The sequence below is a fragment of the Crocosphaera sp. XPORK-15E genome, assembly GCF_034931425.1.
Lineage (GTDB): Bacteria > Cyanobacteriota > Cyanobacteriia > Cyanobacteriales > Microcystaceae > UHCC-0190.
In genome coordinates this window covers 95207-119671 of record NZ_JAYGHQ010000015.1, presented here as the reverse complement: position 1 = coordinate 119671, position 24465 = coordinate 95207, and the positions used below count along the sequence as shown (strand labels likewise).

Genomic DNA, 24465 nt, shown 5'->3' with positions numbered 1-24465 from the left:
CTTTAATTAAACAGGCGACCAAGGGCCAATAATTAATATTCCTTGACTTTCTTTTTCTGCTAATTCTAGGTTTAATCCTAATAACTTCTCTAAGATATCATCATCAGGTTTAAATTGATAAGCTTCCATAACTAAGTTATCAAGTTGTTGATGGAGTTGATAAAGTTTGCTACTGGGTTCATCAAAAAATGCGTTATATAGTTTGGTAATTCCCCATTGTTTCTTTTCCATCTGTTGGCTACGATATTCATGGAGTTTGGTCATGGTTTTACGAATATCATCAACGGTTTTAGATGAGGGAGTTTGAGGGAAAGGAAAGGTTTCAAAACAAGTTTTAGGGGTGTAACGAGTTGTCTCTCCAAGAGTTGAACTTTGTGCTTCTATCCATAGTCTATGAACTTTTGAACTGAGGATACCTAAGATATAAAAATCATGTGAAGTAACAACAGCAGTTGAATTACCAGGAAGCCAAGAATTTTCAGCAGTCAGAAAAATAAACCATTTTGAATGACAGGGAATATTCAAATAAAAATTAACTTTCTTTAGTGCTTTTCTCATCGCTTCATTAGTTCGTTTAAACCGCCACCATTTTTCTCTTAAAACAGCTTCACGATTATTAATTCTTTCTGGTTTAACATATTCTTTGACATGAGTAAAAGGGAGTTTATATTCACTGACTTCTTCAAGATTCATATTGGCAAAATCAATAATCCATCGACTCGGTTTTCCATGAGGATTACTAGCTAAATCTTTTGCTGAAGAAAATAACTTTAATACATCTCTATTTTGACTGTCAGACTGTATCCAATTGTCACTAATTTCTTCCGTTATTAAAAATCCTTTACTATTAGGTTGTGTCCCAACAAAAGAATAGTTAAGATTCACTTTTAACTGTTGAGAACTAGAGATATCTGTGGTTGTTTTTAATGCTGAACTAATTTTAGTAACAATATCGTTATTTAAAAATGACTTGATTGGTAGTTCTTTTGTCCAATTAATAATACTCACATAAACATTTGCTTCTCCAGACCAGGGTTGAGTTGAGATTGCTTCATAAATATAACCGCCATTGTTGGTAATATAATCAAGGGCAGCAACACGACTTTTTCCCTGACTAATAGAATTAGTTGCAACAAGTCCAACTCTTCCTTTTCCTTCTATATTTTCATGACTTAAACGAAACCAATAACTAGAAAAATCGATTTGTGCTTGTACATCAGAAAACTTACTAAAAACTTTTTCTGCATAATTATCTCCTAATTCTTGACGAATACGATAACCACCCAAAAAAGGAGGATTACCAATAATAGCATCAGCTTTAATCCAATCTGTAAATAAAGCATCAGTACACACAATATTGTCATCCAAACTATCTAAAGGCAAAGAATTTTCCGTCAACTCAAACTTATCAATAGCCACCTTTCTTGCAATCATTAAAGTCACCCTAGCCAACTCCACAGCAAAGGGATTAATATCCATACCATAAAACTGCTTAGGAGTAACAAAACTCATCTGCATTTGTTCATTAGAAGACTTCCGACGACTGGTAATCTTATCTAACAATAACTGTTCAATACGCTTTAATTCTTGATAAGCCACATACAAAAAATTACCTGAACCACAAGCAGGATCTAAAACCTTATATCCCTGTAACTCTAACTGTAATTGATTCAATTCTCCTATTGTTCCTGCTGCTTCAATTCTCTCCTCCCAATAACGACTAATAGTAGGCCGAACAATCTTCATGATATCCGCTTCAGACGTATAATGAATGCCATAAGTATGACGTTCATTCTCATTCGCTGTCCCCTCAAAAATATTGCCAAAAATAGCAGGACGAATCTTATTCCAATCTTGACGTGCTGCTGCTTCCAAAAACTCCAATTCCTTACTCGTTAACTCAATAGGATGAATCTGAGAAAATAAACCCCCATTAAAATAATCTACCCCTTGATATCGTCCCGCAGGAGTAATTCCAACTTGATTCATTTCCCGAAATAAACCACCCAAAACATCATAAGAACTTTCCCCATTCAAACAATCTTGAACACAACTTAAAAATAAATCTCGCGGCAATAACCCCCGATCTTCCGCAAACATTGCTAATACACACTGCAAAATAAAACGCTGTGCCGTCAACTCATCAAACCCACTTTTATTACTCCGTTTCTGTAAAATTTTAAATAATTCCCCCATGCGTCTCGCTGCGGTTTCCGTCACCACAACCTGATTATTTTTAAATACAGGAGTACGGTTGCCCAACTCCATAAAATTAAAAGCACTAGCCCTATTCTTTAAGTCAGAAAGTGCTACAATATCAACAGGTTCATCAATTTGTAAATTAAAATCAAAAATCCAAAATTCATCAAAATTACATAAGATGACATAACGAGGCCGATCCGGCACTAACCGCGTCCAATATTCAAAGGCTTGGGGATAATGTTTGCCTAAAGATTCTCCACGCTTTTTCATCTCGATTAAAACGCGAGGTTTCCAGACTAAATCAGCAAACCCTGTCTTACCCTTTTGACTGCCTTTCTTAATCGCTTCCTCATAACTTGCACCCGCTTCTAATACCCCTTGATAACCGAAAGCTTGAAAAAATCTATCTAAAAAGATTTGTGCTTCTTTTCTCTCTTTTCCTGTAATATATTGCTGACAAAAATCAATGAATTTATCTAAACTTTCAGGGGTATAACTTGACATAATCAAAAAAATGGGGTAGAATCACAAAGTGATAAGGTATGGTGGGTATATTGTGCATTTTAAACCCCCCTCAACCGGATAACTTAACTAAGTTAGAAAAATTTACCAAAATAACAAAGGAGAGTAAAACCCTCCATTTTCTCTCATGTTAGAACTTAAACATCAATTTAAGACATTTGAAGAATATTTAGCTTATGAGGATGATACAGATAAACTCTATGAGTTGTTTAATGGAGAGTTGATAGAAATGCCTCCAGAATCAGGAATTAATGTGCAAATTGCTAACCGTCTTTTTCTGTTTTTTTCCCTTCTGATCGGAACTGATAGAGTGCGAGGTCATGGGTTAGAATTAGAGGTGAGAGGGGAACCCAGAAACCGTTATCCTGACTTAACTATTATTCAAGAAGAACATATTAATTTATTATCTAAACGCAATACCATTCGTCTATTGATGCCTCCCCCTTTATTAGTCATTGAAGTCGTCAGTTCTGGGGAATTACAACGAAATAGAGATTACATTGCTAAACGTATTCAATATCAAGATTGTGTTATTCCTGAATATTGGATTATTGATCCAGAAGGACAAACAGTGTTAGTTTTACAATTAATAGACAAACAATATATTGAAGTTGATAATTTTTTAGGTAATTTTCCTATTGTTTCTCCACAATTTCCAGAATTAAAGCTCACTCCTGTTAATATTTTCGAGGCAATGTGATAAAAAAATGAGTAATTTTAGCCTTTCCTGTCCCATTCCCCTCGATCAATATCCCCAAGTATTACTCGCTCATGGTGGGGGTGGTAAACTCATGCAGCAGTTACTCGAAAAGATGTTTTTTCCTGCCTTTAAAACCTCTAATGATTCCCCCCCTCATGACTCTGCTGTAATCACCCTTCCTGGGGATAAAATCGCCTTTACAACAGATTCTTATGTGATTCATCCCCTCTTTTTTCCTGGGGGAGATATTGGCAGTTTAGCCATTAATGGAACTGTCAATGATTTAGCGATGAGTGGGGCCCGTCCCCTATATTTAAGTGTAGGATTTATCCTAGAAGAAGGACTACCGATGGAAACCCTATGGCGGGTAGTTCAATCCTTACAAAAAGCTGCTAAAATTGCTAACATTAAGATTATTACAGGAGATACAAAAGTAGTTGATCGTGGTAAAGGAGACGGTATATTTATTAATACCGCAGGAGTAGGAATTGTTGAACACAATCAAACAATTGCCCCTCAAAGTGTGCAGCCAGGAGATCTAGTTTTACTTAGTGGCGATCTCGGTCGTCATGGTATTGCGATCATGGCAGTAAGGGAAGGATTAGAATTTGAAACCACCATCGAAAGTGACTGCGCCCCCCTGCATCAAATTATTCTCACCATGATCAATCAAGGGGTTGACATTCATTGTTTAAGAGATTTGACGCGAGGAGGGTTAGCCAGTGCCTTAAACGAAATCGCCGTTAGTGCTGGCGTAACTGTTAACATCAAAGAAACAGCGATTCCGGTGCGAGAAGACGTACAGGGTGCTTGTGAAATATTGGGATTTGACCCCCTTTATGTGGCCAATGAAGGCCGATTTGTGGCGTTTATTCCCCCAAATTCCGTCGATACAGCTTTAGAAATCATGCAATCTTTTGCTCAAGATGCTTGTATTATTGGTCAAGTTGCCCCAGAAAAAACTAAAACAGGCTTAGTCACCTTAGAGAGTAAAATTGGGGCAAACCGTATCGTTGATATGTTAAGTGGGGAACAATTACCCAGAATTTGTTAATTAGGCAAAGGACTCATTTCCCGCGTACGGGATGAAGATTTTTGCACAGCTTCTGTGGCAATTTCAGCGGCCAAGGTTGTCATAGAAGAAACTGTATTTTCCCGTCGCTGACGACCATGATAATGCCGTTTGGTAGTATTTCTGGTGAGGGGAGTGTTAGGACGATTGCTGACTAAGCTGTAAGCTTTCCAGTGACTTTCTAGACTCCATTGTGGATCATCTGTCAGCACTAACACCCCACCAGCAGGAATCAGTAAATCATTAGCGGTGGCCCAAATACAAAACTGAGTCCAAGGAGAACGCAGCAAAAATACAGGTACTTGTTTGCCATCAGCACGGCCATCAGTATATCCCAGTAAAAAACGGCTTTGTTCAATAATTGGTCGTAAATGGGGATATTTTTCTAGAAGCATGAAAATTCCGTGATGGGCCATAGGTCATTAATTCCCAATTCAACTTAGGTAAAAGCCTGATCAAGACAAACTGATCAGACACCTTAGCCATTAAGCATAGAAAGAGGTAGTCCTTACTGTAAGTATCAAATGTAACGAAAACGAGCCTTTTTTCCTAAATGTCATTTTATTCTGACAAAATACCCCCAAATCTAGAGAAAATTGAAATATTGTATAAAATTTTGTAACAAAAAAGTAGGTGTTAGGGGTTAGATACTGTTGTTCTTCAACATAAATAATGTCTTATTGTAAAGGCAATTCATGAATTGCCCCTACAGGTAGAGTCGTTGCCTAAGTCCTGAGTCGTAACCCTCAGTCTTAAGCCTGGGGTTTAGGGTCAGGGAGAATTCAACAGCCCTGATTCTTCGTCCTTTTTGACGGGACTAACTTTCGCCCGATGTAACAATTTGCCTCCTTGACGATAACCGACGTAACGCACCACCACTAGATCACCAGGTTCTGCGGTTCCTCCCCCTTCTAAGAGTTGATGAAATTGCGGATTATAGGGGATAGTTTCCCCAACGGTGGCATTCATTTCTAGTCCCCATTGTTTCAGTAACTCAAAAATAGGTTTGACTAAAGGTAATAATTTCACCGCAGAAAGTTGGGGATTTTTTTGAGCAACAATTGCCGCAGTTGGCCATTGAAGCAACCAAGATTCTAAGACAGCTAAACTTGATTGTTGAAACTCTTTTTCTAAGGTTTCTTTTTGTTGTTTTAATTGTTGTTGTAGATGTTGATATTCTTGTTGTAAATGCTCGGCAATTGAAGGAGTAACCGATGAGCTTACTTTGCTGTCTACTTGCCAATCTTCAGTTAAGGAGTCATCGATTTCAAAGCGCACCAGTAACTGTTCTAAGGGGACTTTTAAGGCTTTAGATAACTTCAATAGGGTTTCAATAGATAGCTTTGGCATTAACCCCACCAGCAGTCTATTTAACTGCCATTGAGATACCCCAGAAACCTCACTCAATTGCTCAAAATTGCTGATGTTAGCTGATTGCATCAGTTGGGATAACTGTTGATGATTGACGGAATAGGTTGTTGTCTGATTCATAAAAGTTATAATTACAAACATGACTATCATTTTGAGTTTACCTCAACTTGGTCACAGCATTTTTAGATCCCCTCAACCCCTTGAAAATTTGATAAGATAATTTTTTGTTATTAAATCTTGTAAATCGTTTTGAATTTTTAATCTATTCAATTAAGAGCTTAGTCAGGGAAAATCTCTGAGAATTATTAGCAATAAGCAAATGAGTTTGCGCCATTTGACCCCCCTGTGCTATGATCAAAAATTAAAATCTCAGGCCTGTCTTGACCAAAAATTAGTTAAGCGTGAAATGTTTCTTTTTTGTTACATGATTTTTCCTAACACCTTTACCAAAGCCCGAAGGGCTTTAGTAAAAAGTAAAAAGTAAAAAGTAATAATGAAATATCAAGCCCTCTTATGGTATAAAGCCTCTTTATTTATGAAGAAAAATCATACTTATTACTTAACACTTATTACTTGTGAACCCGACATATAGCATCAATATTTATCCGGTAAAAGTGCAATGCCCTTTCAACAAACTGTTTGGATCGCAAGACATGGGAACCGTCTAGATTTTGTTAATCCTGAGTGGTTTAATACTGCCGTCAGACGTTATGATCCCCCTTTATCAGAAGATGGGGTAATTCAAGCCCAACAATTAGGAAAAAGACTACAATCAGAGAAGATAGCGCATATTTTCGCCTCACCTTTTTTACGAACGATTCAAACTGCAAATCAAGTAGCAGAAATGCTTGATTTACCCATTAAATTAGAAGCAGGTTTAGGGGAATGGCATAATCCTGAGTGGATGAGTGAAAATCCAGAAATCCAGCCCAGGGAATTATTAGAAAAAGACTATCCTCGGATTGACTGGAATTATTCATCTTATCTTGTTCCTGAATATCCCGAAAATAAAACAACAATGATGATGAGAATGGCTAAAATTGTCAAGCAATTAGTTACAAATCATTCTGAAGATATTTTATTAATTGGTCATGGTGCATCAGTGATAGGAACTACTCAAGGATTAATCCCAAAAAATCCACCATTTAAAGCCTCTTTATGTTGTTTGGTTAAAATTGTAAAAGAGGGGAATAATTGGCAAATAAAATTACAGGGTGATACATCCCATTTGACTGAAACTGAAGATGATATTCGCTTTGTTTGATGATTTTGCTACAGGGCTATTTCATTTTTTCATATTCCCTCAGTCTAAAGCCTGGGGATGATACCTGAACCCTTTAGGGTATCAGCATTTACTTTTTGCTTTTTACTTTTTGCTTCTGTTTAATTGCCCTTGATTCTAATTTAATTTCGGGAATTTCTCTTAATTGTGACTCATCAAGATTGTATTGTTCACAAACCAGACTCAAACGAATACCAGGGGTTTTAACAGGGTTAACCGAGTGAGTTAAATCTCCCTGAAAAAATAATAAAGTATTAATTTGGGGCGAAATTTGTCCTAAGTGGCGTTTTTTTGATTGCAATATCAATTCTCCCCCTTCTAAATTTAGGGGAACCTGAATATAAAGAACACTAACCACAAGAGGTGGTAAAATCTTGTCACAGTAGGAACGCAAAGAACGATCAATGTGAGGATCTACGCGAGAACCCTGTTCTAGTAATAGAGGGTTGAGGTAAAACGCATTACAGTCTTCTTGTATGGCTCGGTTTAGATAAAGTTTGAAGTAAGGAAAGCGTTGTATAACATTGCTTAAATGCGATCGCTGGAAGACAAGAGAAAACCCCTTAGTTCCCACAAAATCACGATTAAGATTATTAACCGTAAAATAAGGAGAGGCTAAAATTTGCCCTTGTAACTCACTCAAGTATTTGGGAGAAAACGCTTCAGAATATTGATGATAGTAGGACAACTTAGGAAGCTAATATGTAATATTTTGATCTTAGCTATCATAACAGGTTTAAAAATCCTCGTATGTTTCCTGCGCTTCTACTTCCACAGGTTCCACAATTTCGGCAGGTTTCTTCATGACCAAAGGTCTTTTTTCCAACTCTGGTAAAGCAATTAATTCCCGTTGTTTCACCGTAGTAGGCATCAACATCGGTAATGCGTCCCCTTGGTCAACCCAACAACTAGCCACAGGTAAAGTATGTTCAAGATCTTCCAATAATCGAGGAATGACCATCATCGCGTGCAGTTCCCCAATTCTCTCCGCCTCGTGCATTCCTGCTTCAATCGCCACAGCCACATTAGCCACCGAACCCCTAATAATAGCCGTACACAACCCGTCCCCAATAATTTCATAGGAAGCCAATTGAACATCGGCGGACTTTAACATGGCATCTGCTGCCCCCACCATTGCCGGAAACCCTCTCGTTTCCAACAGTCCAATCGAGCGGTTACTTAAGCGACTATAACCCTGTTGTTGTTGAGCAATTTCCACTAAATGACTACCAATAGGAAAAATTGCTTCTAAATTAGGCATGGGCCGGGGAATGACCAACTTAGAAATGAGTTGACCAAATTTTTCGGCTGTTTTTGCCCCTTCTTCAACAGCAAGACGAACATTAGCCACCTTTCCTCTGATTACAGCAGTACAGTAGCCACTGCCAATTTTTTCATAGCCGACTAAGATTACGTCCGCCGACTTAAGCATCATATCTGCGGTTCCCACAATGGCAGGGAAGCTATGGGTTGAAACAAGTCCGAGGGCGCTATCACTGGGTAAGTCAGATGATTTCATGCGTTGTCGTGGGGCTTGGCGTGGGTTTGAAGCTGCAAGTTTAGTCATGTAAGAAAATTAAGCGGTTCCAAGGCATCTATAGCGGTCAATAGATTGTTTCCATATCCTTTAGTGTATCGCGTTATCATTAATCATTGCTGTAAGATTACTAAAGCTTGTGATAACTTTGAGTAATATGAACGATCAGCCCCAAGACACATCTAACCAACTTTCCGAAGAAGAAGCTAATCAAATGCTGCGATCGCTCCTGCACAAAGAGGGAACCTGGGTAGACTGGGGAAAAACCTGTCATCAGCTACAACAAGCAGGATATAACAGCCAAACCCTCTTTGAACAAACGGGGTTTCAAGCAAGTCAGCAAAACTTAATTATTGTCGCGGCCCAAGTTTACGAAAGTTTGGTCATATCGGAAGTATCGGAAGACCTACTAAGTTATTATCGGGGCCCTAAAAGTGATGTTCTCTACGAATTACGCATTCTCAACCAAGAACAGCGAGCTATAGTGGCCCAATTAGCGAAAGATAAGGGTTTGGATTATCTTGATACGAAAGAGGTGGCTAAAACCTTTCAAACCTTTTCCCGGCTGCCTCAACTTCCCCCTAATTTTACTCTTCATCCTGGGGACGCGATCGCCTATCAATGTTGGAAACAAGGGAAACAAAAAAAGGATCTCCAAGATCGTACCCGTTTGATTGCCAAAGGGTTAAAATTTGCCCATTCAATGACAGCAAGGGAAGCTATTGAAAAATTACTCACGGACTTCACTGCAATTCCTCAGCGTAGCGCACCATTAATGCCCCTCTACCGCTTGGAAGAGCAACAAGAGATGTCTTGTATCGTTCCCCTGGTGGGAACCCTTCCTTTGAGCAAAAATGAGGTGGAAGGGGTGAGGCCATTGGACAAGGTGGGGCCTTTTAATTCTGTGTCCTATTCTGGGAAAGGATCAATAGTTCCCCTTCCAGGGTGGCAGGCAGTCTTAAAATCGGTTAATCCTGTCGCTATTTTTACCCCAAGCGATCGCTTACCTCAGTCTATTCCAGGGAAACCAGAGGAGGTTTTAGTATTAATTGATCTGGCCATAACTGATTGGGATGATAACAGTTATTTTTTGGTGGAAGATGAGGGAGAATTAACCTTTAAATGGTTTTCTGAACAACCATCTATTCCTTTATTGGGTCAAGTGGTTATTGTGTTACGTCCTAAGAAGATTTTTGATGAAAATAATCTCTTAGAAGCTTGGCAAATGGATGATTAAATAAGTCAAAAGTCAGTAGTAGGGGCTTAATAATATTAAGCCCTTAGAGAAGTTAGAGCAGATTAAAATTTATGCAAAATCAACAAAACCCATTTATTTTTTCTTCCTTATTTAACAATAGATCATTGATATTTTTGTTGTTTTTTCCCGCAAGTTTAGGTATTCTTTGGCAAATTTTTAATAATCCTTTAAGTCATCAATTATTGGCATTTACCCTTTTTTTGATGTGTTTGGAACAAGCTAGAATGGCTTTTATAGACCTAGAAAATATTATAATTGTCAAAGAAAAGTGTGAAGATAATCGCCTTGATGATTTTTTTGTCGTTACTATGGTGACGATAATTATAGAATTATTGGGTTTTTATCTTGCTTTTTTTTCCCTATATTGGGGGGCTATAGTTATTTTAATTAGTTTGATTTTCTTTAATCTATTTGCCAAAATTCAACTCCAACCCTCAGCAGAAATAATGATTCAATCTTCGGGAATATCTCAAAAGCTGACTATTTTATGTGCTGATGGGTTAGGATTAATTTTAATTATTTTGGGAATGTTTAATGTTATGCCTTTATTAATGTCTTCTCTTTTATTAGGAATAATTATTTTATATGGACTCATTAAATATATATAGCATTTCTCAAGTTTACTCAACAACCTGTAGGGGCTTAATATTATTAAGCCCCTACGACTTCTGACTTCTAAAAAGCGGAGAGGGAGGGATTCGAACCCTCGTTGTCTTGCGACAAAGCAGTTTTCGAGACTGCCGCATTCAACCACTCTGCCACCTCTCCAGGGGGTCGGGTTTACTCATTATTCCCTATTATACCGTGAATCGTGAACAGTATGATTTAAAAATCACAAAACCCCCATTTTTAAGGACAGCGAACCAAGAATGATTTAATTTTTGTTGATAAATAGGCTCTAATTTTTAACGAGAAGGCTGTACAATTAACACAGAACAAGCGGCGTGATGTAACACATAATTACTGACACTTCCTAACAAAAATTCTTGCAGTCCTGAACGTCCTCTATGACCAATAACAATAACATCAGCTTGCCATTCATGGGCAGTTTTACAAATGCTTGAACCAGGAACACCATTAATTTGTTGAAATTCGGTTTTTATCCCGGCATCTTTGGCAATTTTATTATGAGATTCTAACATTTCAATGCCAGATTTTTCAAAAGCTGTCCATTGTTCTCGCCACGTTTCTAAGGTTAAATCATTACCCACAGCGGGATATAATTCACTTAAATCAGAGGGAATGGGTAAGGGACTATTTTCTTCTTCACCTGACAGAACATGAAGTAAAAATAACAGAGTATTATCTTCCTGTTTCGCCAAAGATAACCCATGATTAAAGACAATTTCTGCCATTTCTGACATATCCAAAGCAACAAGAATCTTTTGATACATTGATTATTCTCCCTGATAAATTTCAGTCCCTAAACCCATAGAAAAATCATACTTATTACTTCCCCTCCTGGGAGGGTAGGGTGGGTTGACTTCTCACTTTTTACTTATTAGGCCATAACCATTCCCCCATCTACATTAAACACCTGTCCGGTAATATAGGCTGCGGCGGGGTCAGTGGCTAAAAAACGCACCATTCCGGCCACTTCTTCGGCAGTTCCCAACCGTCCCAAGGGGATAAATTGCAAAATATCATCAGTTTTGACCTTTTCCGTCATATCTGTGGCAATAAACCCAGGGGCCACCGCATTAGATGTTACCCCACGACTGGCCAACTCTTTGGCCACAGTTTTGGTTAACCCAATCACTCCAGCTTTGGCTGCGCTATAATTTGCTTGACCAGGATTGCCCATTTGTCCAACCACTGAGGCAATATTGATAATCCGTCCGCATTTTTGCTTTAACATGGGTTTGGTAACAGCTTTGATACAAAGAAAAACCCCTGTCAGATTAAGATTAATTACAGCTTGCCAGTCTTCCGGTTTCATCCGCATTAACAGGGTATCACGGGTAATTCCGGCATTATTGACCAAAACATCGACGCGGCCAAACTTATCTAAGGTTGTTTTGACGAGGGTATCCACATCTTCCCCTTGAGATACATCTCCTTGGACGGCGATCGCTTCTCCACCCCCTTCTATAATTATTTTAACAATTTCTTCGGCTGCGGTACTAGAACGGGCATAATTCACCACAATTTTTAACCCTGTCTTGGCTAATTCTAGGGCTATTGCCCGGCCAATGCCCCGTGATGCTCCTGTAACGATCGCCACTTGTTCTGTGTAATCCATATCTTATCAAAATAAATAACCCATAAGTATAATTATCCTATGAGTTGTCACTGGTTGAGTTAGACTTTATTGGGGATTCTTCCAAACAAGTTTTTAGGGTTTTGGGATCAAAAATAATGGGCAGAAAGTGAATACTGTTGACTTCCCGAAAATAGAATAAAATGGGGACGGGACTCCAAAAAATGCGCCAGTTTGTCCATTCTGTATAGGGAAAGCGGCGAAGGAGTTTACTGGAACGGTAAATATCCAAGGCGGTTGGGGTAAACTGTAAGCGGATAGTTACTGTTTGTAATAATAGAAATAGACCAAACAGGGCTAAAGGTAAGCTTGCCCAAGGTTGCACTAGAAGAAGGGGAATAGCTATGCTGATTAAAACTAAAGGAATTTTGTAGCTGGGAGCTAATTCAATGGTTTTTTCACCGATAGGAGAAGAAGTAATAGAAGTCATAGGGTTTTTAAATCTAGGGTTTCTGATAATTAGTCTTATCTTAGCATTATTCATTATTCATTATTCATTATTCATTGGTGAACAATACCAAAAACCCTGAAATAATACATAATATTATTGTTAACCAATCTCCCCATTTAACATATAAAGTTTGGGTGTTTCTGCGATAAATTGTCTCTTGATGTAATTGGTAAGTATTAATATCAGATATCCATAAAGTATCCCCGTGAGGATTAATAATTGCAGAATATCCTGTATTGGTTGCTCTGGCCATCCATCTATCAGTTTCAATGGCGCGAATGATGTCTTGTGCATGATGTTGGGCGGGCATTATTTTACTATAATGGGCATTATTTGAAGCCGTAATAATAAACTCTCCTCCTGCTTTTGCTTGGCGACGAAAATGCTCACTAAAGGCAGATTCATAACAAATTCCTATGATAGCTTGACCAAAGGGAGTATTAAAAATTTGACTCGGTTTTCCTGCTGCTAAATGACTATCTAAGGGAGAAAGTCTATTAATGATTTTACCGAGAATGTTTTCAAAAGGGATATATTCACCTAAAGGCACTAATTTAACTTTATCAAAGCGACTTAATAATTTTCCTGTTCCTGTAATCATCAATAAACTATTCGTATAACTTGTTCCTTGACTGCCAAATGCTCCTAAAATTACAGGGACTTTTTTGTTTAAAATTGCTGGATAAAATGAACTATTATTAACAATATAATTCCAATCAAAGGGTAAAGCTGTTTCTGGGGTAATCACTAAATCAACCTTTTGACTGGCTAATGTTTCATAACCTTTTGTATAACCTTCAATGGCTTTTTTCCATCCTTCAGGATAAAGTTTAATAGTATTGGGGATATTTCCTTGAATAATTCCGACTTTAATGGCTTGATTTTTATCAGTAATAATAGGTTGATTATATAATAAGAATCCAAGTAAATGTAAATTAAAAAAAAGTAGAATTGCTGTGATTAATAAACTTAAAGATTGAGCTTTATTTTTATCCTTTTTTTGCCCTAAGATAAGGGACTCTGCTATCAAACCATTAACCCCTACAATAGCAGCAGTTACGGTTGAATAACCTGATAATTTAGTCAGTTGTAAAATGCCTAAATTATTGGGACTCTGAGTATAAGATAAAGAAGTCCACCATAAAGCCCCTTGATTCCAAATTAATTCTAATAAACACCAAATAGCAACCCCAACTATTACCCTTGAAATTGCTTTAATTAATCCATTTTTAAAGCCTAATCTATTGGTATTTTTTAGATTAAATAACCGAATTAAAATTGACCAAAAAGTAACTAATATTGCCCCCCAAACTGCAATAAAAATCCAACAAAATGCAGCAATAAATAAACTTGCTAACCAAGGAACTCCCATCCAAGTCATAGGATGAATTCCTGTAATCCAGAATAAAGCAAAACCATGATAACAAAATCCCCAAACAAATGCTATCAAAGTTTTTTGACTGAAAATAAATTTTTTTAGAGTTATTTTAGGGTTATTTTTATCATCTAAAATTGTGAATAACCACAAGGGAATTAAGGAAATCCAAGCCAAATAAAAAGCAGAAAATGGGGCAGTTGTCAACCCCATTAATAAACCACTGAAAGCGACTAATAAAATTTTCATTGGTTAGGAAATAGGGAATTAATAGAAGATTAAATTCCTTAATATTGGCTACAGATAAAAGTGAATGAGTGAGGAAGTAAGGGAGTGAATAGATAATTATTCTTCAGTATAGGCGGGAAATAAATCGCGGGGAAAATCTTGGGCCGCTAAACACTTATCCATCGCTTTAACAGGTGTTATGTCTGAAACTTGTCTAGCAGAAGCAATCACACATTGCGAATAAAAACCTGGTTGTAAACTAGCACGACAGGAATTTAATAAGGTTAATAAAGCGGTTTCATTGCTATTAGTTTCTGGGTCAACATTGGCCAGACTAGGAAATTGATGATAAATATCCGCAACACAGTTACCTAAGTCAATGGGCCGTCTAACCTGATAACAAGCTCTTAAAGAGTCATTACCCTTAATAGGAGTTGCAAGACCAATCATACTAACACATTGAGATAATTCTTTAGGAATTAGTGCATCAGAACAAGCAATGGCCGCATCATCCCCTGATACCTGATATTTTTCCAGTTGTGTAATACAGACACTAAACTGGTTCCAACCACCGGCCTTAGCAGGTGAAGGTGCAAGACTCAAAAGCAACAAACTAGCGGGAAGGGGAATAATAGCGCAGACACGAAGTAAACGGGTGAATAAGCTTATCATAAGGATTTGAGGAATATCTAGACCAGATTGATCAATCATATTGGATTGTGACATACTCCCGACGCTGATGCTAAGAGCATACAGCGCGGGCTTCTCAACCGTTCGGCTGACGCTCACGGCGAAGCCTCACGGCGAGAGATTTCCTGCTTCATTGGTCGCATCTAGATATCATGTAGAACACAACACCCCCGATAACGATACCTCCACAGGCAGATTTACTTGACGTGATATCCCACCGCCAAGAAACAGAACGATTCATTATTCTGTTGCCTTTATACTATGAGAATTTTACTTGTTGATAGTAGACAAAAATGCCAGTCATTTCTCAACAAAACCCCATATTCTCAGTTGTCAAGGCTTCGGCCGTGAGCTCAGCCGAACGGTACGAAACAATTCCCCTAGCTATGCACTGTTCACCTGTTACCAGTTCGTTTGTGTCATCGGGCGGGCTGTTAACCAATCCCATTATAAACCACCTAGCTTCGTTGTCAATTTCGGCCCCTGCTCTCATCCCGACCCCAAGCTGTCGCTATGGGGCGGGGCTTCCCGCAGGGAAAGCTAACAAAAGATTTCGGGTCGTCAATCAAAATCCCGGTATTCCTGTTAAAATTCAAAATTTTCTTCAAACCATTGACGGGTCATAGGTTGTTCAATCATCAATCCTTCTCCTCCTAACACATCCAAAGGTTTTCCGTCAACAGATAACCAAACTTGAGCTTTAGGATTTAAACTGGTGGCTGTATACAAAAGTTGGGCCAAACGACCAGTCATCGAAGCACTGCCGCCCCCTGTGGTAAATTCTGAAGATAGATTGAGATGGACTCCCTCCTTGTCTAATTTGAGGCTTAGTAGCTTGGTATTGGGGGGAATGGTGGTAGATTCATTGGCCGTTTTTGACCCCGATAATAAGCCGAATAATGCCGTTTGTAAGACTTCTTGCTCCGTTAGGGATTTTTGCCCCATAACCGGACTACTTTTTAATTTTAGGCGATCGCCTGTGGTATCTAACCAATAAATTGCCCCCCGTTGTTGAGTGTTGGACTCTTGGTTAACTGGGCTTTCTGTTGGGTTTGGGGAAGTGGTTTGAGGGGACTGGGTTAAATTATTTAAGGCCCACCAAGCGGCCACACCTCCCGTTGCTAAAACGGCAGCAATGACCCCTGCAATAAAGGCGACGGAGGAACGACGTTGATGATTATTATCCTGCATGATCTTCCCCTGAACCTGGTTCTACATATTATGACGATTTTAGCTTAAGTTAAGGTTCCTCAGCCGAGGCCGGATTAAGGCGAAAAAATGCCACAATATCTAAGGTATCCTCATTGAGATTTAACTTTAAAATTCGGGCAATAATGCCTTGATTTTCAAAAATTGCTAAATCTAATTGTTGATTAATGCCTTCCGTTAACAGTCCTAAAAATCGTTGTGATAATTTTCTTTCGTTGAGGGTAGCACTGAGATCAATGAGTTTAATAGAACGGCCTCCCTCCACTTGAAAACCAACTTCAGCCGTAATATCTAACTGATTACTTTCTTGCCCTTCTTCCGCTTCTTGTTTCAATTCTACTTCTAAGCCTAAACGATTTTCTGGCAAAAAATTGAGGCGTAATTTTAAAATTTCAAATCGAGGAGCTTGTGGAGGAAGAACCTGATCTAACAGTTTTTGTATTTGAATTTTAATATTAGGAGATTCCAAGGCTTGATTAAGATCCGTTTCTTTGATCACCATGTGAAATGCCCCTTGAAAGGGTTTACGGAGAGATTCCCGTAACTTTTTAATTCCCCCTGGTTCCTGAATACGGTTAAGATCGAAATCAAGGGGATCGGTTTCCAGTTCAAAAGAATCAATTCTTAGATTCTCAATGGGTTCGAGGCCACGACTAGCAATGCGAATGCGATCAACTTTCCCTTGAATGGGTTGATAACTGGGGGTATTATCCACCCGAACCGCTAATTCTTCAACCCCGGCAACTTGGGCCCGTAGGGTGTTAGCAACAACAGTATCAACAATGAACCCCACAGGGGTAATGGCTGTGATAAAACTGGAGAGAAGAATGGTAAACCATTCCATAGGACAATAATTCCCCCAAAAATGTTCTACGTTGAGAGTAACATAACCTGAGTTCGGGGTGGGCAATGCCCATTTTTCTCGATAATTATTGATTATTTATAACAGCGATCGCTCGAATTATAAACAATGCTACTAAAACGTCCCTCAACAGTGCCGACTTCTACACAATAGCCAGTTTTATTTTCGATATAATAAGCACTTTTACCCCCTTCAAAAGTAACAGTATTGCGGTAAGTATAGCCTCTGGAAATTAATTCATTCTCTGTTTGTCCAGCCCTTGCACCCACTAAATCTTGCAACGTTGGGGGTGTTGTACTGTAAAGATTTTCAGGAGTATTACCTTGAGAATGAGATGAAGATGGTGCTTTTTCACCCTGATAGACATAAACCGATTCTTTTTGTAAGCGAAAAATTAATGTTTCACCATCTATTTCTCGGATGACAGGTTTCCCATTTTGATCGGTATAGCTATTAGTGCCATTGGGTTTCAATTCGTAAGTTATCCCATCTTCCCGTCGAATGGTAATAAACCCTTGACGTTGAGAAAAGGTACAATTTACTACTTTAGAAACTTTATCTTCTCCTTTAGGATAAATGTCACAACGAGAGTCGATGGTGTCTGCTTGGACAATGACAGAAAAAGATAGGGTAGAAGCGATAATAATCGTTGATAAGACGGCGTTTTTATTGTTCATTGATAGGCAAAAATTTGATCTCTTTAGCATCCCAAAATTATACTCCTTAATGCGTTACAATCTTCCTTCATTTACCGTCGAGAAAAAGTAGTTATAAAATTCGGTTCCCGTCGCCACATTGATCACAACAACTCGTTTTGTGTCTTTATCGTACATAACCCGAACTTTTTTATCTTGAGCCGTAAACATATTACCTGAAGTACGCTGCAACATTCCAGCAAAGAAAAACTCACCATCTTGAATTTGAACTGCAATTTGGTTGGGATTTTTTTGGGGAGTCATATACGTCTTTTGAGGTTGGCCAGACTGGGCAATCTCAATCGCGTTATTCTGTAAGGAACTAGCTTTAATGGGTAAGGAAATCCCGACTGTACCAATAAGACAAATGATCGCTAATAAAGAGCTTGGAAATTTCATTGTTTTGCTCAAAAATTTTCAACGATAGGCACATTAACAGATAGTACAAATATATGGTTTGTTTTGCACCTTGCTGCATTATAAATGATTTGGTTGCTCAAAATTTGTCTAAAACCACTTTTTGAGGTTAACTAATGAAAACGATAACCAAGTATTTTTAACTTTATGAAAGAACAATCCCTTTGTGTTGGTTCCCTTGACTGGTTTTATCGGGAAGTTACTCCCATCAATGATCTCAATAATGTTCCTGTGTTGTTACTTCATGGCTTGCCTGCTCAGAGTTACACTTGGAGAGGGGTAATGGATATTTTAGGAGATAATGGGTTTCGGGCGATCGCTCCAGATTGGATCGGGTCAGGATTTTCTGCCAAACCGGATAAACGGGATTTTCCTTATACTTCATCAGCTTATCAAGAAGCATTAGGGGCCTTGATTGAAGCCTTAGAATTAGAAAAATTATCCTTAGTGGTGCAAGGGTTTCTGGCATCGGTGGCCCTACAATATGCCTTAACTCATCCTGAAAAAATTGAGCGTCTAATCATCCTCAATACGCCTTTATCCCCAACGGTTAAACTTCCTTGGGCAATGCAGCAATGGGCCCTGCCTTTTGTGGGAGATATGGTAACACAAGATCCTTTATTGGTCGATCGCACCTTAGAAGGAGGCAGCGGGTTTGTGATTTCTGATGAAGATTTGGCGGTTTATCGTCAACCTTTCTTAAAAAGTTCCTCCGTGGGACGGGCCTTATTAAGCACTACCAAGAATCTGAAACTATCTCAAACTATGGTAGAAATTGAAACAGGGTTAGGAAATTGGCAACATCCGACTTTGATTATTTGGGGAATGGCTGATCCTTGGTTATCTGCTGATATTCCCCAAAAATTGGCGGCTAATCACTCAAATATAGAATTTGTCAAGCTTGAGGAAGCAAAACACTATCCCCAAGAACATTGGCCCAAAGAAGTTGGCGCGGAAATTGTCAACTTTTTACGTCGTCAGGTATAGAACAAAAGTAGAACAAAAAAAGAACTTAAAAAGAAATTATTAATTCAATTGACCTCATCTGGTTGATTGGAGTTATAATGCAGTTTTGACCGAAAAAATCTAGTAAGGTGAAGGAGGAAGCCATTCCTGAGCAACTAAACCTGACCGTGAGTTTACGGGGAACTCGCGAAGTCCAGGATAATTACCAAATATTTCGACTGACGGGCTTATTGGATGCCTTTTCTGAACCCACTTTTCGTAAAGTGATTGGGACTTATATTGATGAGGGCCCCTGTGACGTAATTTTAGTTCTTTCTCAAATCGATTTTATCGATAGCTCAGGACTAGGGGCTTTAGTTCAGTTGGTGAAAAAAGCCCAAAACAATCAAGGAAGCTTGCAAGTCGTTACCAATCCCAGAGTAACCCAAACCGTTAAGCTTGTGCGTCTCGAAAAATTCCTGTCTCTACAAGCTAACCTAGAGGATGCGATCGCCAGTTTAAAGAAAAAGAAGAAATAGTTAACAGTTGATTAGGGTTAACTATTGCTCCCTTTACCTAGTTAATGGTGTGAATTCAACTAACTTTGACTCAAATCAGTCCCCATTCCCCACCGAGGTTGCCCCGAACCGGCCTGGGGTTCATTTTCAAGCGATTAGTCTTGCTACTGGAGAGAGTGATTTAGTTCGTCAATTGTCCCCTGCTTTTTTAGCTTATATTGGGGATGCGGTTTATGAACTCTATGTGCGGACTCACTATTTGTTGCCCCCCCGACGATTAGCTGACTATCATAATCAGGTTGTCTCTCTGGTGCGGGCGGAAACTCAAGCGGCGTTGTTACAGAGATTAATCCCCAATTTAACAGAAGCAGAGCAAGAAATTGTTAGACGGGGACGGAATGCCGCTAGTGGTTGTCCCCGTCGTCTGTCTCCAAGCCTTTATCAGCAAGCAACTAGCTTAGAAACCCTGATTGGTTATTTATATTTACATGATTCTCAACGGTTAAACCAACTCCTCGAAACCATAAGTCAGTATTCCGTATAGTCAATAATAAACCGACAAGACTAAATTCTTATGTCTAATAAACCTGAACCTATTTCTAAACGCGATCGCCATCAATCACCTAAACCGAAACTCCAGGGGAAACAACTGATCATTTCCTCTCGTCCCCCCATCAAGCAAGAATCATCAGATTCTTCTGAGGAGTCTGATGATATGATTTATGGTCGTCATGCCGTTTTAGCCGCCTTAGAAAGCGATCGCCAATTAAATCGGATTTGGATCACAAACCGACTTCATTATGATCCACGCTTTCATTCCCTGTTACAAGCTTCTAAAGCCAAAGGAGCGGTAATTGATGAAGTGGAGATCCAAAGACTCAATCAAATCACTCATAATGGCAATCATCAAGGGGTAGCGGCACAAATTGCTCCCTATACCTACCAAGAATTAGAACAATTAATTGCTCAAGCGAAAGCTAAGAGCGATGAGCCTGTGATTGTGATTGCGGATGGCATTGCCGATCCCCATAATTTAGGGGCAATTATTCGCACGGCTGAGGCCATGGGGGCCCAAGGGTTAGTTATTCCCCAACGACGAGCCGCAGGAATTACGTCTACCGTCTCAAAAGTCGCTGCTGGGGCTTTAGAATCCTTTGCCGTCGCTAGAGTGGTGAATTTGAGCCGTGCCTTAGAAACCTTAAAGGCCGAGGGATTTTGGATTTATGGCACAGCGGCCGCAGGTGGTAAAAGTTTACACAATATGAATTTACGAGGTGCGATAGGATTAGTTATCGGCTCGGAAGGGAGTGGATTAAGCTTGTTAACTCAGCGTTGTTGTGATGAATTGGTATCAATTCCTTTAACGGGCAAGACTCCTAGCCTCAATGCCTCTGTGGCCGCAGCGATTAGCCTTTATGAGATTTATCGTCAGCGTTGGCCAGAGAAATTATATTTAGAATCTGTATCGGGAAATACTTCGCTGAAACGGCACTAAGCAGTATAAGATAAAGGAAGATAACAGAATGTAAAAAAATTCCAAAGAATCAGCGTTAGAATAAACGAGTTAAAAACTGATATACAGGAGGATAGGAACAAAAGCGATGCTTAAGATGCTTAATTTTTTGGGAATGGCTTACTGGGCAGAGATTATTACAGAGTCTCCCCAATGTACTTACTACTTCGGCCCTTTTTCTAGTAAACAGGAGGCTGATGAAGCATCTACTGGTTATCTGGAAGACTTACATAACGAGGGGGCCCAAGGGGTCAACGTAATAGTTAAGCGTTGTAAGCCTAGCAATTTAACCGTTTTTGACGACATGGAAGACTATAAGCCATTTTCTCAAGTGCCTAGTCTCAGTCATTAAACCTCTTAATCTGTTTGACAAATTATTTAATGTTTTCCTCTCTTGTTTAGGGAGGATTTTTTTTGTTCTTCAGGAAATATTATCAAAGAGAGGGCATATACCATAGGCCCCTACGTCCCAATTTGTCCGCTTGTAGGGGCGCAATGCTTGCGCCCTCTGGCCTGCTCGGCCTAGCTTGCTTTAATGGAACATTAACTAACATTTTGGCAGAATATGTCCTGAAGAAGAAGCATCAGAAACGTCTAGCTCAACGAAGTTGCTAGAGGTAGTTCAATGGTCAACAGTGTTTTGATAACTGTTATTTTTGCTTTTTGCCCTTAGAAGCTAAACCAAGTCCACCTAAAGCCACAAGTCCGAGAACGGTACTAGGTTCAGGAACAGATGTTTGAGAGAAGTTTTGTGTAACTTCGGTGATAGATGCTGTACCTGCTGCGCCTGAAACATCTACGGAAAATTCCTTGGTGATGTACAGGGTCTTATAGTTATCTGTAAAGTCGATAAAGTCTGTGGGGCTGTCCTCTGTAACTTGGTCGTTGTCTACTACGAACAGGACATCTTTTTCGTTAGTTAGACCAGGCAAATTATGGGTTCCTAAAGCTGCGATAGACCGGGCTGCGTCCTCGAAAACAAACTCATGAACTTCAGCACTTGAATTGCTGCCTGTTGCTGTGGCCAGGAAACCAAGTGAGTTGTCTTTAATAAATTTGTTAGGATCGAGAACATCGACTTTATAGCCAAAGAAAATCTGCTCGGTTCCAGGGCCAGTCAGAGATAGCTCATTATTGGCAAAAGTATACTTAAGTCCAGGGCCAGGTTCGTCGGTAAATGGGTCAATTCCCTCAATGATGATATTACCCGCATCTACATTTGTGGGCGTTAATCCCAACAAAGTCCATTCAGAAAATAACTTATCGCCGACTTGAATGCTGCCTCCATTAACCAAGTCTGAGAGTAGACAATTGCCGAATGTCGAACCATCAGGGCAATTGTAGGTAACTCCGGGTATAAGTGCCGCTTGAGCGGGGGCGGAAATCGCACCCATTCCAGCTAAAAGGCCAAAAGCGGTTAAACCAGAGGCTAATGTGCTTTTTAAGTGTTTCATTTAGATATTTTCCTCAAATTAAAGGTGTTTCCACAAATAACATAACCGATAATAAATTTAAAATCAAGTATTTTTGTAAACTAATCATAATTTATTCTAATATCTTGATACATTTTTTTATTTATATTAATTTTTCTTAACTAGCAATTATTCGGACATTCTTAGACAAGTCTCTAAAATACTGACAGTAATTACACAAATACCCTATATATTGAGTGTTTGCTCTAGCAATTCATGAATTAACACTACTGGTAGTTTTGGTGCATAAATCCTAACTTAGACAAAAGGGGACAATGCTTGAATAGAGTGACCAAGTTATCGCTGCAAATGTAGAAAATTTACGCATTTATCTACCCGAAATATAAAAATATTTAACTTTTAGACAAAACCAGATCGGTAATATCAAATAATATTTCTCAATCTTATGTCAAAAACGTACATATAGATATTGACAATTGCCCTAAATAAATGCTAAAAATTAGACATAAATCAAAGTTAAATGAAAACCATCCAAGAAAAGCGAAGTACCAGAAAAATTTGACTCAATTATCAAGCTCAATCATTAGATAACTTTCCGAAATAACTGTAGATAATCTCACATTTGTGAGTCACTTAATCAACCGAAATTAACATGAAAAATCTTCTCTCTATTCAAGAAGCGGCCCAACTCTTGGGGGTTAGTACAAAGACCGTGCGCCGTTGGGACAAAGCAGGAAAAATAGAAGCCATGAGAACCCCAGGAGGACATCGGCGTTTTGAGGCCAATGCTATATTACCCAAACCTCGGGGATCTTCCTTAACAGTCGCTTACGCAAGAATTAATACAAACCAATCTCCCAAAGATTTAAAACAACAAGTGAAGCTATTAGAAACTTATTGTAAGGATCGTGATTGGAGCTATCAAATCATTAAGGATATTGGCAGTGGTGTTAACTACAAAAATAAAGGATTAATATCTTTATTAGAACTAATTTGTGGTGAAAAAATAGAACGTTTGGTCTTAACTCGTAAAGACAGACTTTTGATGCTTGGTGCCGATCTTATTTTGACTCTTTGTGAAATCATGGGGGTTGAAGTTGTTATTATTAATAGTCCAGAGGTTGAAAAAATAGAAGAAAATCTAGACGAAGACATTCAAGACATTGTTATACTGTTTAGAAATCATCTTTATGGAATGAGTAATCCCACCAATGCCGGACTTTTTAATCAACGGGAAAACTTCAAAGAAGGATTACATGATGATGATTGTTCTTGCTCTTGTCATTTGTCCCCATCCAGGGTAGGCTATCAACAATTATTAAAAAACACTCAGGAAAATTAGAATCAGCATGAAGCAGCGTGGCGTAACTGTTTGGTTAACTGGATTAAGTGGGGCGGGCAAAACCACCATCACCCATGCTTTAGAAAAGAAAATTCTCGATGCGGGTTATCCCCTAGAAGTATTAGATGGAGATATTGTTAGAACAAATCTCACCAAGGGGTTAGGTTTTTCTAAGGAAGATCGGGACGAAAACATTCGCCGAATCGGCTTTGTTTCCCAATTACTCACTCGCAACGGTGTAATTGTGCTAGTGTCTGCCATTTCCCCTTATCGGGAGATTAGGGAAGAAGTGCGCGGAAAAATTGGGGATTTTGTCGAAGTTTTCGTCAATGCGCCTTTAGCAGTCTGTGAAGATCGGGATGTCAAGGGCTTATATAAGCGGGCCAGAGCAGGGGAAATCAAATCTTTTACAGGTATTGATGATCCCTACGAAGCACCCTTAAACCCTGAAGTTGAGTGTCGCACAGATCTCGAAACCCTGGAAGAAAGTGTCAACAAAGTTTGGCAAAAACTCGAAGAAATGGGCTATCTCCCTAAACCCGTTGCGGTTTAAGCTTTCAACCTTGAGAATTCCTGATAATCT

Annotated in this window: 27 protein-coding genes and 1 tRNA gene; 12 read left to right on the top strand and 16 right to left on the bottom strand. The window is 39.0% G+C overall.

What is annotated here, in order from left to right; all coding sequences use genetic code 11:
• Window positions 1–6: 6 nt before the first annotated feature.
• Complete coding sequence (locus VB691_RS17375) at window positions 7–2706, bottom strand: DNA methyltransferase (protein ID WP_323292772.1); 2700 nt, start codon at window positions 2704–2706, stop codon at window positions 7–9.
• 145 nt (window positions 2707–2851) lie between these two features.
• Between VB691_RS17375 and VB691_RS17370 the strand changes: the two genes are divergently transcribed.
• Window positions 2852–3424 carry a Uma2 family endonuclease gene (locus tag VB691_RS17370; RefSeq protein ID WP_323292771.1) on the top strand — a complete coding sequence of 191 codons (573 nt, stop codon included), beginning with the start codon at window positions 2852–2854 and terminating at the stop codon, window positions 3422–3424.
• 7 nt (window positions 3425–3431) lie between these two features.
• Window positions 3432–4478, top strand: coding sequence for a hydrogenase expression/formation protein HypE (hypE, locus tag VB691_RS17365; protein ID WP_323292770.1), 1047 nt, complete (start codon window positions 3432–3434; stop codon window positions 4476–4478).
• Here the strand turns inward: hypE and VB691_RS17360 are convergent.
• Window positions 4475–4912: a hypothetical protein gene (locus VB691_RS17360; RefSeq protein WP_323292769.1), complete on the bottom strand. Its 438-nt coding sequence runs from the start codon at window positions 4910–4912 to the stop codon at window positions 4475–4477. The genes hypE and VB691_RS17360 overlap by 4 nt on opposite strands.
• Window positions 4913–5267: 355 nt before the next feature.
• The gene (locus VB691_RS17355; RefSeq protein WP_323292768.1) at window positions 5268–5987 is read right to left on the bottom strand and encodes a helix-turn-helix transcriptional regulator; all 720 of its coding nucleotides are present in this window, start codon (window positions 5985–5987) and stop codon (window positions 5268–5270) included.
• A 499-nt stretch (window positions 5988–6486) separates the two neighbouring features.
• Here VB691_RS17355 and VB691_RS17350 point away from each other — a divergent pair, with 499 nt between their 5' ends.
• Window positions 6487–7131 (top strand): histidine phosphatase family protein, encoded by a 645-nt coding sequence (locus VB691_RS17350; protein WP_323292767.1) that lies wholly within the window; start codon window positions 6487–6489, stop codon window positions 7129–7131.
• 88 nt (window positions 7132–7219) lie between these two features.
• Here VB691_RS17350 and VB691_RS17345 read toward each other — a convergent pair whose 3' ends face one another.
• Complete coding sequence (locus VB691_RS17345) at window positions 7220–7837, bottom strand: 2OG-Fe(II) oxygenase (RefSeq protein WP_323292766.1); 618 nt, start codon at window positions 7835–7837, stop codon at window positions 7220–7222.
• Window positions 7838–7885: 48 nt separating this feature from the next.
• Window positions 7886–8716 (bottom strand): carbon dioxide-concentrating mechanism protein, encoded by an 831-nt coding sequence (locus VB691_RS17340; protein ID WP_323292765.1) that lies wholly within the window; start codon window positions 8714–8716, stop codon window positions 7886–7888.
• A 127-nt stretch (window positions 8717–8843) separates the two neighbouring features.
• Here VB691_RS17340 and VB691_RS17335 point away from each other — a divergent pair, with 127 nt between their 5' ends.
• On the top strand, window positions 8844–9923 hold the full coding sequence (locus tag VB691_RS17335) for a RuBisCO accumulation factor 1 (RefSeq protein WP_323292764.1): 1080 nt from the start codon (window positions 8844–8846) through the stop codon (window positions 9921–9923).
• 71 nt (window positions 9924–9994) lie between these two features.
• Window positions 9995–10552: a hypothetical protein gene (locus VB691_RS17330; RefSeq protein WP_323292763.1), complete on the top strand. Its 558-nt coding sequence runs from the start codon at window positions 9995–9997 to the stop codon at window positions 10550–10552.
• A 75-nt stretch (window positions 10553–10627) separates the two neighbouring features.
• Here VB691_RS17330 and VB691_RS17325 read toward each other — a convergent pair.
• The 10 genes from VB691_RS17325 to VB691_RS17280 all read right to left on the bottom strand — a co-directional run bounded on the left by VB691_RS17325 (window position 10628) and on the right by VB691_RS17280 (window position 18113).
• A tRNA-Ser gene (locus VB691_RS17325) sits at window positions 10628–10712 on the bottom strand.
• A gap of 137 nt (window positions 10713–10849) precedes the next feature.
• The gene (locus VB691_RS17320; protein ID WP_323292762.1) at window positions 10850–11338 is read right to left on the bottom strand and encodes a universal stress protein; all 489 of its coding nucleotides are present in this window, start codon (window positions 11336–11338) and stop codon (window positions 10850–10852) included.
• Window positions 11339–11445: 107 nt separating this feature from the next.
• Window positions 11446–12186 (bottom strand): 3-oxoacyl-[acyl-carrier-protein] reductase, encoded by a 741-nt coding sequence (fabG, locus tag VB691_RS17315; protein WP_323292761.1) that lies wholly within the window; start codon window positions 12184–12186, stop codon window positions 11446–11448.
• Between the two features lie 37 nt (window positions 12187–12223).
• The gene (locus tag VB691_RS17310; RefSeq protein WP_323292760.1) at window positions 12224–12634 is read right to left on the bottom strand and encodes a DUF3119 family protein; all 411 of its coding nucleotides are present in this window, start codon (window positions 12632–12634) and stop codon (window positions 12224–12226) included.
• A 67-nt stretch (window positions 12635–12701) separates the two neighbouring features.
• Window positions 12702–14279, bottom strand: a complete 1578-nt coding sequence (gene lnt / locus VB691_RS17305) for an apolipoprotein N-acyltransferase (RefSeq protein ID WP_323292759.1) — start codon at window positions 14277–14279, stop codon at window positions 12702–12704.
• A gap of 96 nt (window positions 14280–14375) precedes the next feature.
• Complete coding sequence (locus VB691_RS17300; RefSeq protein ID WP_416245253.1) at window positions 14376–14930, bottom strand: hypothetical protein; 555 nt, start codon at window positions 14928–14930, stop codon at window positions 14376–14378.
• A 603-nt stretch (window positions 14931–15533) separates the two neighbouring features.
• Window positions 15534–16139: a GerMN domain-containing protein gene (locus tag VB691_RS17295; protein WP_323292757.1), complete on the bottom strand. Its 606-nt coding sequence runs from the start codon at window positions 16137–16139 to the stop codon at window positions 15534–15536.
• Between the two features lie 49 nt (window positions 16140–16188).
• Window positions 16189–17067, bottom strand: coding sequence for a DUF2993 domain-containing protein (locus tag VB691_RS17290; protein WP_323292756.1), 879 nt, complete (start codon window positions 17065–17067; stop codon window positions 16189–16191).
• 26 nt (window positions 17068–17093) lie between these two features.
• Window positions 17094–17696: a hypothetical protein gene (locus VB691_RS17285; RefSeq protein WP_323292755.1), complete on the bottom strand. Its 603-nt coding sequence runs from the start codon at window positions 17694–17696 to the stop codon at window positions 17094–17096.
• Window positions 17697–17750: 54 nt separating this feature from the next.
• Window positions 17751–18113, bottom strand: a complete 363-nt coding sequence (locus VB691_RS17280) for a hypothetical protein (RefSeq protein WP_323292754.1) — start codon at window positions 18111–18113, stop codon at window positions 17751–17753.
• Between the two features lie 165 nt (window positions 18114–18278).
• Here VB691_RS17280 and VB691_RS17275 point away from each other — a divergent pair, with 165 nt between their 5' ends.
• The 5 genes from VB691_RS17275 to VB691_RS17255 all read left to right on the top strand — a co-directional run bounded on the left by VB691_RS17275 (window position 18279) and on the right by VB691_RS17255 (window position 21459).
• The gene (locus tag VB691_RS17275; protein WP_323292753.1) at window positions 18279–19118 is read left to right on the top strand and encodes an alpha/beta fold hydrolase; all 840 of its coding nucleotides are present in this window, start codon (window positions 18279–18281) and stop codon (window positions 19116–19118) included.
• Between the two features lie 140 nt (window positions 19119–19258).
• The gene (locus tag VB691_RS17270; RefSeq protein WP_323292799.1) at window positions 19259–19615 is read left to right on the top strand and encodes an STAS domain-containing protein; all 357 of its coding nucleotides are present in this window, start codon (window positions 19259–19261) and stop codon (window positions 19613–19615) included.
• 133 nt (window positions 19616–19748) lie between these two features.
• A complete protein-coding gene (locus tag VB691_RS17265) occupies window positions 19749–20138 on the top strand; it encodes a Mini-ribonuclease 3 (protein ID WP_323292798.1) in 390 nt (129 codons plus the stop codon).
• A 30-nt stretch (window positions 20139–20168) separates the two neighbouring features.
• The gene (rlmB, locus tag VB691_RS17260) at window positions 20169–21089 is read left to right on the top strand and encodes a 23S rRNA (guanosine(2251)-2'-O)-methyltransferase RlmB (protein ID WP_323292752.1); all 921 of its coding nucleotides are present in this window, start codon (window positions 20169–20171) and stop codon (window positions 21087–21089) included.
• 106 nt (window positions 21090–21195) lie between these two features.
• Window positions 21196–21459 (top strand): DUF1816 domain-containing protein, encoded by a 264-nt coding sequence (locus tag VB691_RS17255; protein ID WP_323292751.1) that lies wholly within the window; start codon window positions 21196–21198, stop codon window positions 21457–21459.
• Window positions 21460–21757: 298 nt separating this feature from the next.
• Here VB691_RS17255 and VB691_RS17250 read toward each other — a convergent pair whose 3' ends face one another.
• Window positions 21758–22561 (bottom strand): PEP-CTERM sorting domain-containing protein, encoded by an 804-nt coding sequence (locus VB691_RS17250; protein ID WP_323292750.1) that lies wholly within the window; start codon window positions 22559–22561, stop codon window positions 21758–21760.
• A 631-nt stretch (window positions 22562–23192) separates the two neighbouring features.
• On the opposite strand from VB691_RS17250, the gene VB691_RS17245 reads away from it, so the two are divergent.
• Both VB691_RS17245 and cysC read left to right on the top strand, forming a co-directional pair.
• Window positions 23193–23882, top strand: coding sequence for an IS607 family transposase (locus VB691_RS17245; RefSeq protein ID WP_323292749.1), 690 nt, complete (start codon window positions 23193–23195; stop codon window positions 23880–23882).
• 7 nt (window positions 23883–23889) lie between these two features.
• Window positions 23890–24435, top strand: coding sequence for an adenylyl-sulfate kinase (cysC, locus tag VB691_RS17240; protein WP_323292748.1), 546 nt, complete (start codon window positions 23890–23892; stop codon window positions 24433–24435).
• Window positions 24436–24465 lie beyond the last annotated feature (30 nt).

Excerpts from the sequence above, each read along its gene's own strand:
- VB691_RS17250 (WP_323292750.1), bottom strand. The coding sequence starts at position 22,561 with ATGAAACACTTAAAAAGCACATTAGCCTCTGGTTTAACCGCTTTTGGC.
- VB691_RS17295 (WP_323292757.1), bottom strand. The coding sequence starts at position 16,139 with ATGCAGGATAATAATCATCAACGTCGTTCCTCCGTCGCCTTTATTGCA.
- VB691_RS17285 (WP_323292755.1), bottom strand. The coding sequence starts at position 17,696 with ATGAACAATAAAAACGCCGTCTTATCAACGATTATTATCGCTTCTACC.
- VB691_RS17310 (WP_323292760.1), bottom strand. The coding sequence starts at position 12,634 with ATGACTTCTATTACTTCTTCTCCTATCGGTGAAAAAACCATTGAATTA.
- VB691_RS17320 (WP_323292762.1), bottom strand. The coding sequence starts at position 11,338 with ATGTATCAAAAGATTCTTGTTGCTTTGGATATGTCAGAAATGGCAGAA.
- VB691_RS17255 (WP_323292751.1), top strand. The coding sequence starts at position 21,196 with ATGCTTAAGATGCTTAATTTTTTGGGAATGGCTTACTGGGCAGAGATT.
- lnt (WP_323292759.1), bottom strand. The coding sequence starts at position 14,279 with ATGAAAATTTTATTAGTCGCTTTCAGTGGTTTATTAATGGGGTTGACA.
- hypE (WP_323292770.1), top strand. The coding sequence starts at position 3,432 with ATGAGTAATTTTAGCCTTTCCTGTCCCATTCCCCTCGATCAATATCCC.
- VB691_RS17370 (WP_323292771.1), top strand. The coding sequence starts at position 2,852 with ATGTTAGAACTTAAACATCAATTTAAGACATTTGAAGAATATTTAGCT.
- VB691_RS17280 (WP_323292754.1), bottom strand. The coding sequence starts at position 18,113 with ATGAAATTTCCAAGCTCTTTATTAGCGATCATTTGTCTTATTGGTACA.
- VB691_RS17360 (WP_323292769.1), bottom strand. The coding sequence starts at position 4,912 with ATGGCCCATCACGGAATTTTCATGCTTCTAGAAAAATATCCCCATTTA.
- VB691_RS17375 (WP_323292772.1), bottom strand. The coding sequence starts at position 2,706 with ATGTCAAGTTATACCCCTGAAAGTTTAGATAAATTCATTGATTTTTGT.
- rlmB (WP_323292752.1), top strand. The coding sequence starts at position 20,169 with ATGTCTAATAAACCTGAACCTATTTCTAAACGCGATCGCCATCAATCA.
- VB691_RS17275 (WP_323292753.1), top strand. The coding sequence starts at position 18,279 with ATGAAAGAACAATCCCTTTGTGTTGGTTCCCTTGACTGGTTTTATCGG.
- cysC (WP_323292748.1), top strand. The coding sequence starts at position 23,890 with ATGAAGCAGCGTGGCGTAACTGTTTGGTTAACTGGATTAAGTGGGGCG.
- VB691_RS17340 (WP_323292765.1), bottom strand. The coding sequence starts at position 8,716 with ATGACTAAACTTGCAGCTTCAAACCCACGCCAAGCCCCACGACAACGC.
- fabG (WP_323292761.1), bottom strand. The coding sequence starts at position 12,186 with ATGGATTACACAGAACAAGTGGCGATCGTTACAGGAGCATCACGGGGC.
- VB691_RS17330 (WP_323292763.1), top strand. The coding sequence starts at position 9,995 with ATGCAAAATCAACAAAACCCATTTATTTTTTCTTCCTTATTTAACAAT.
- VB691_RS17350 (WP_323292767.1), top strand. The coding sequence starts at position 6,487 with ATGCCCTTTCAACAAACTGTTTGGATCGCAAGACATGGGAACCGTCTA.
- VB691_RS17300 (WP_416245253.1), bottom strand. The coding sequence starts at position 14,930 with ATGATAAGCTTATTCACCCGTTTACTTCGTGTCTGCGCTATTATTCCC.
- VB691_RS17335 (WP_323292764.1), top strand. The coding sequence starts at position 8,844 with ATGAACGATCAGCCCCAAGACACATCTAACCAACTTTCCGAAGAAGAA.
- VB691_RS17355 (WP_323292768.1), bottom strand. The coding sequence starts at position 5,987 with ATGAATCAGACAACAACCTATTCCGTCAATCATCAACAGTTATCCCAA.
- VB691_RS17245 (WP_323292749.1), top strand. The coding sequence starts at position 23,193 with ATGAAAAATCTTCTCTCTATTCAAGAAGCGGCCCAACTCTTGGGGGTT.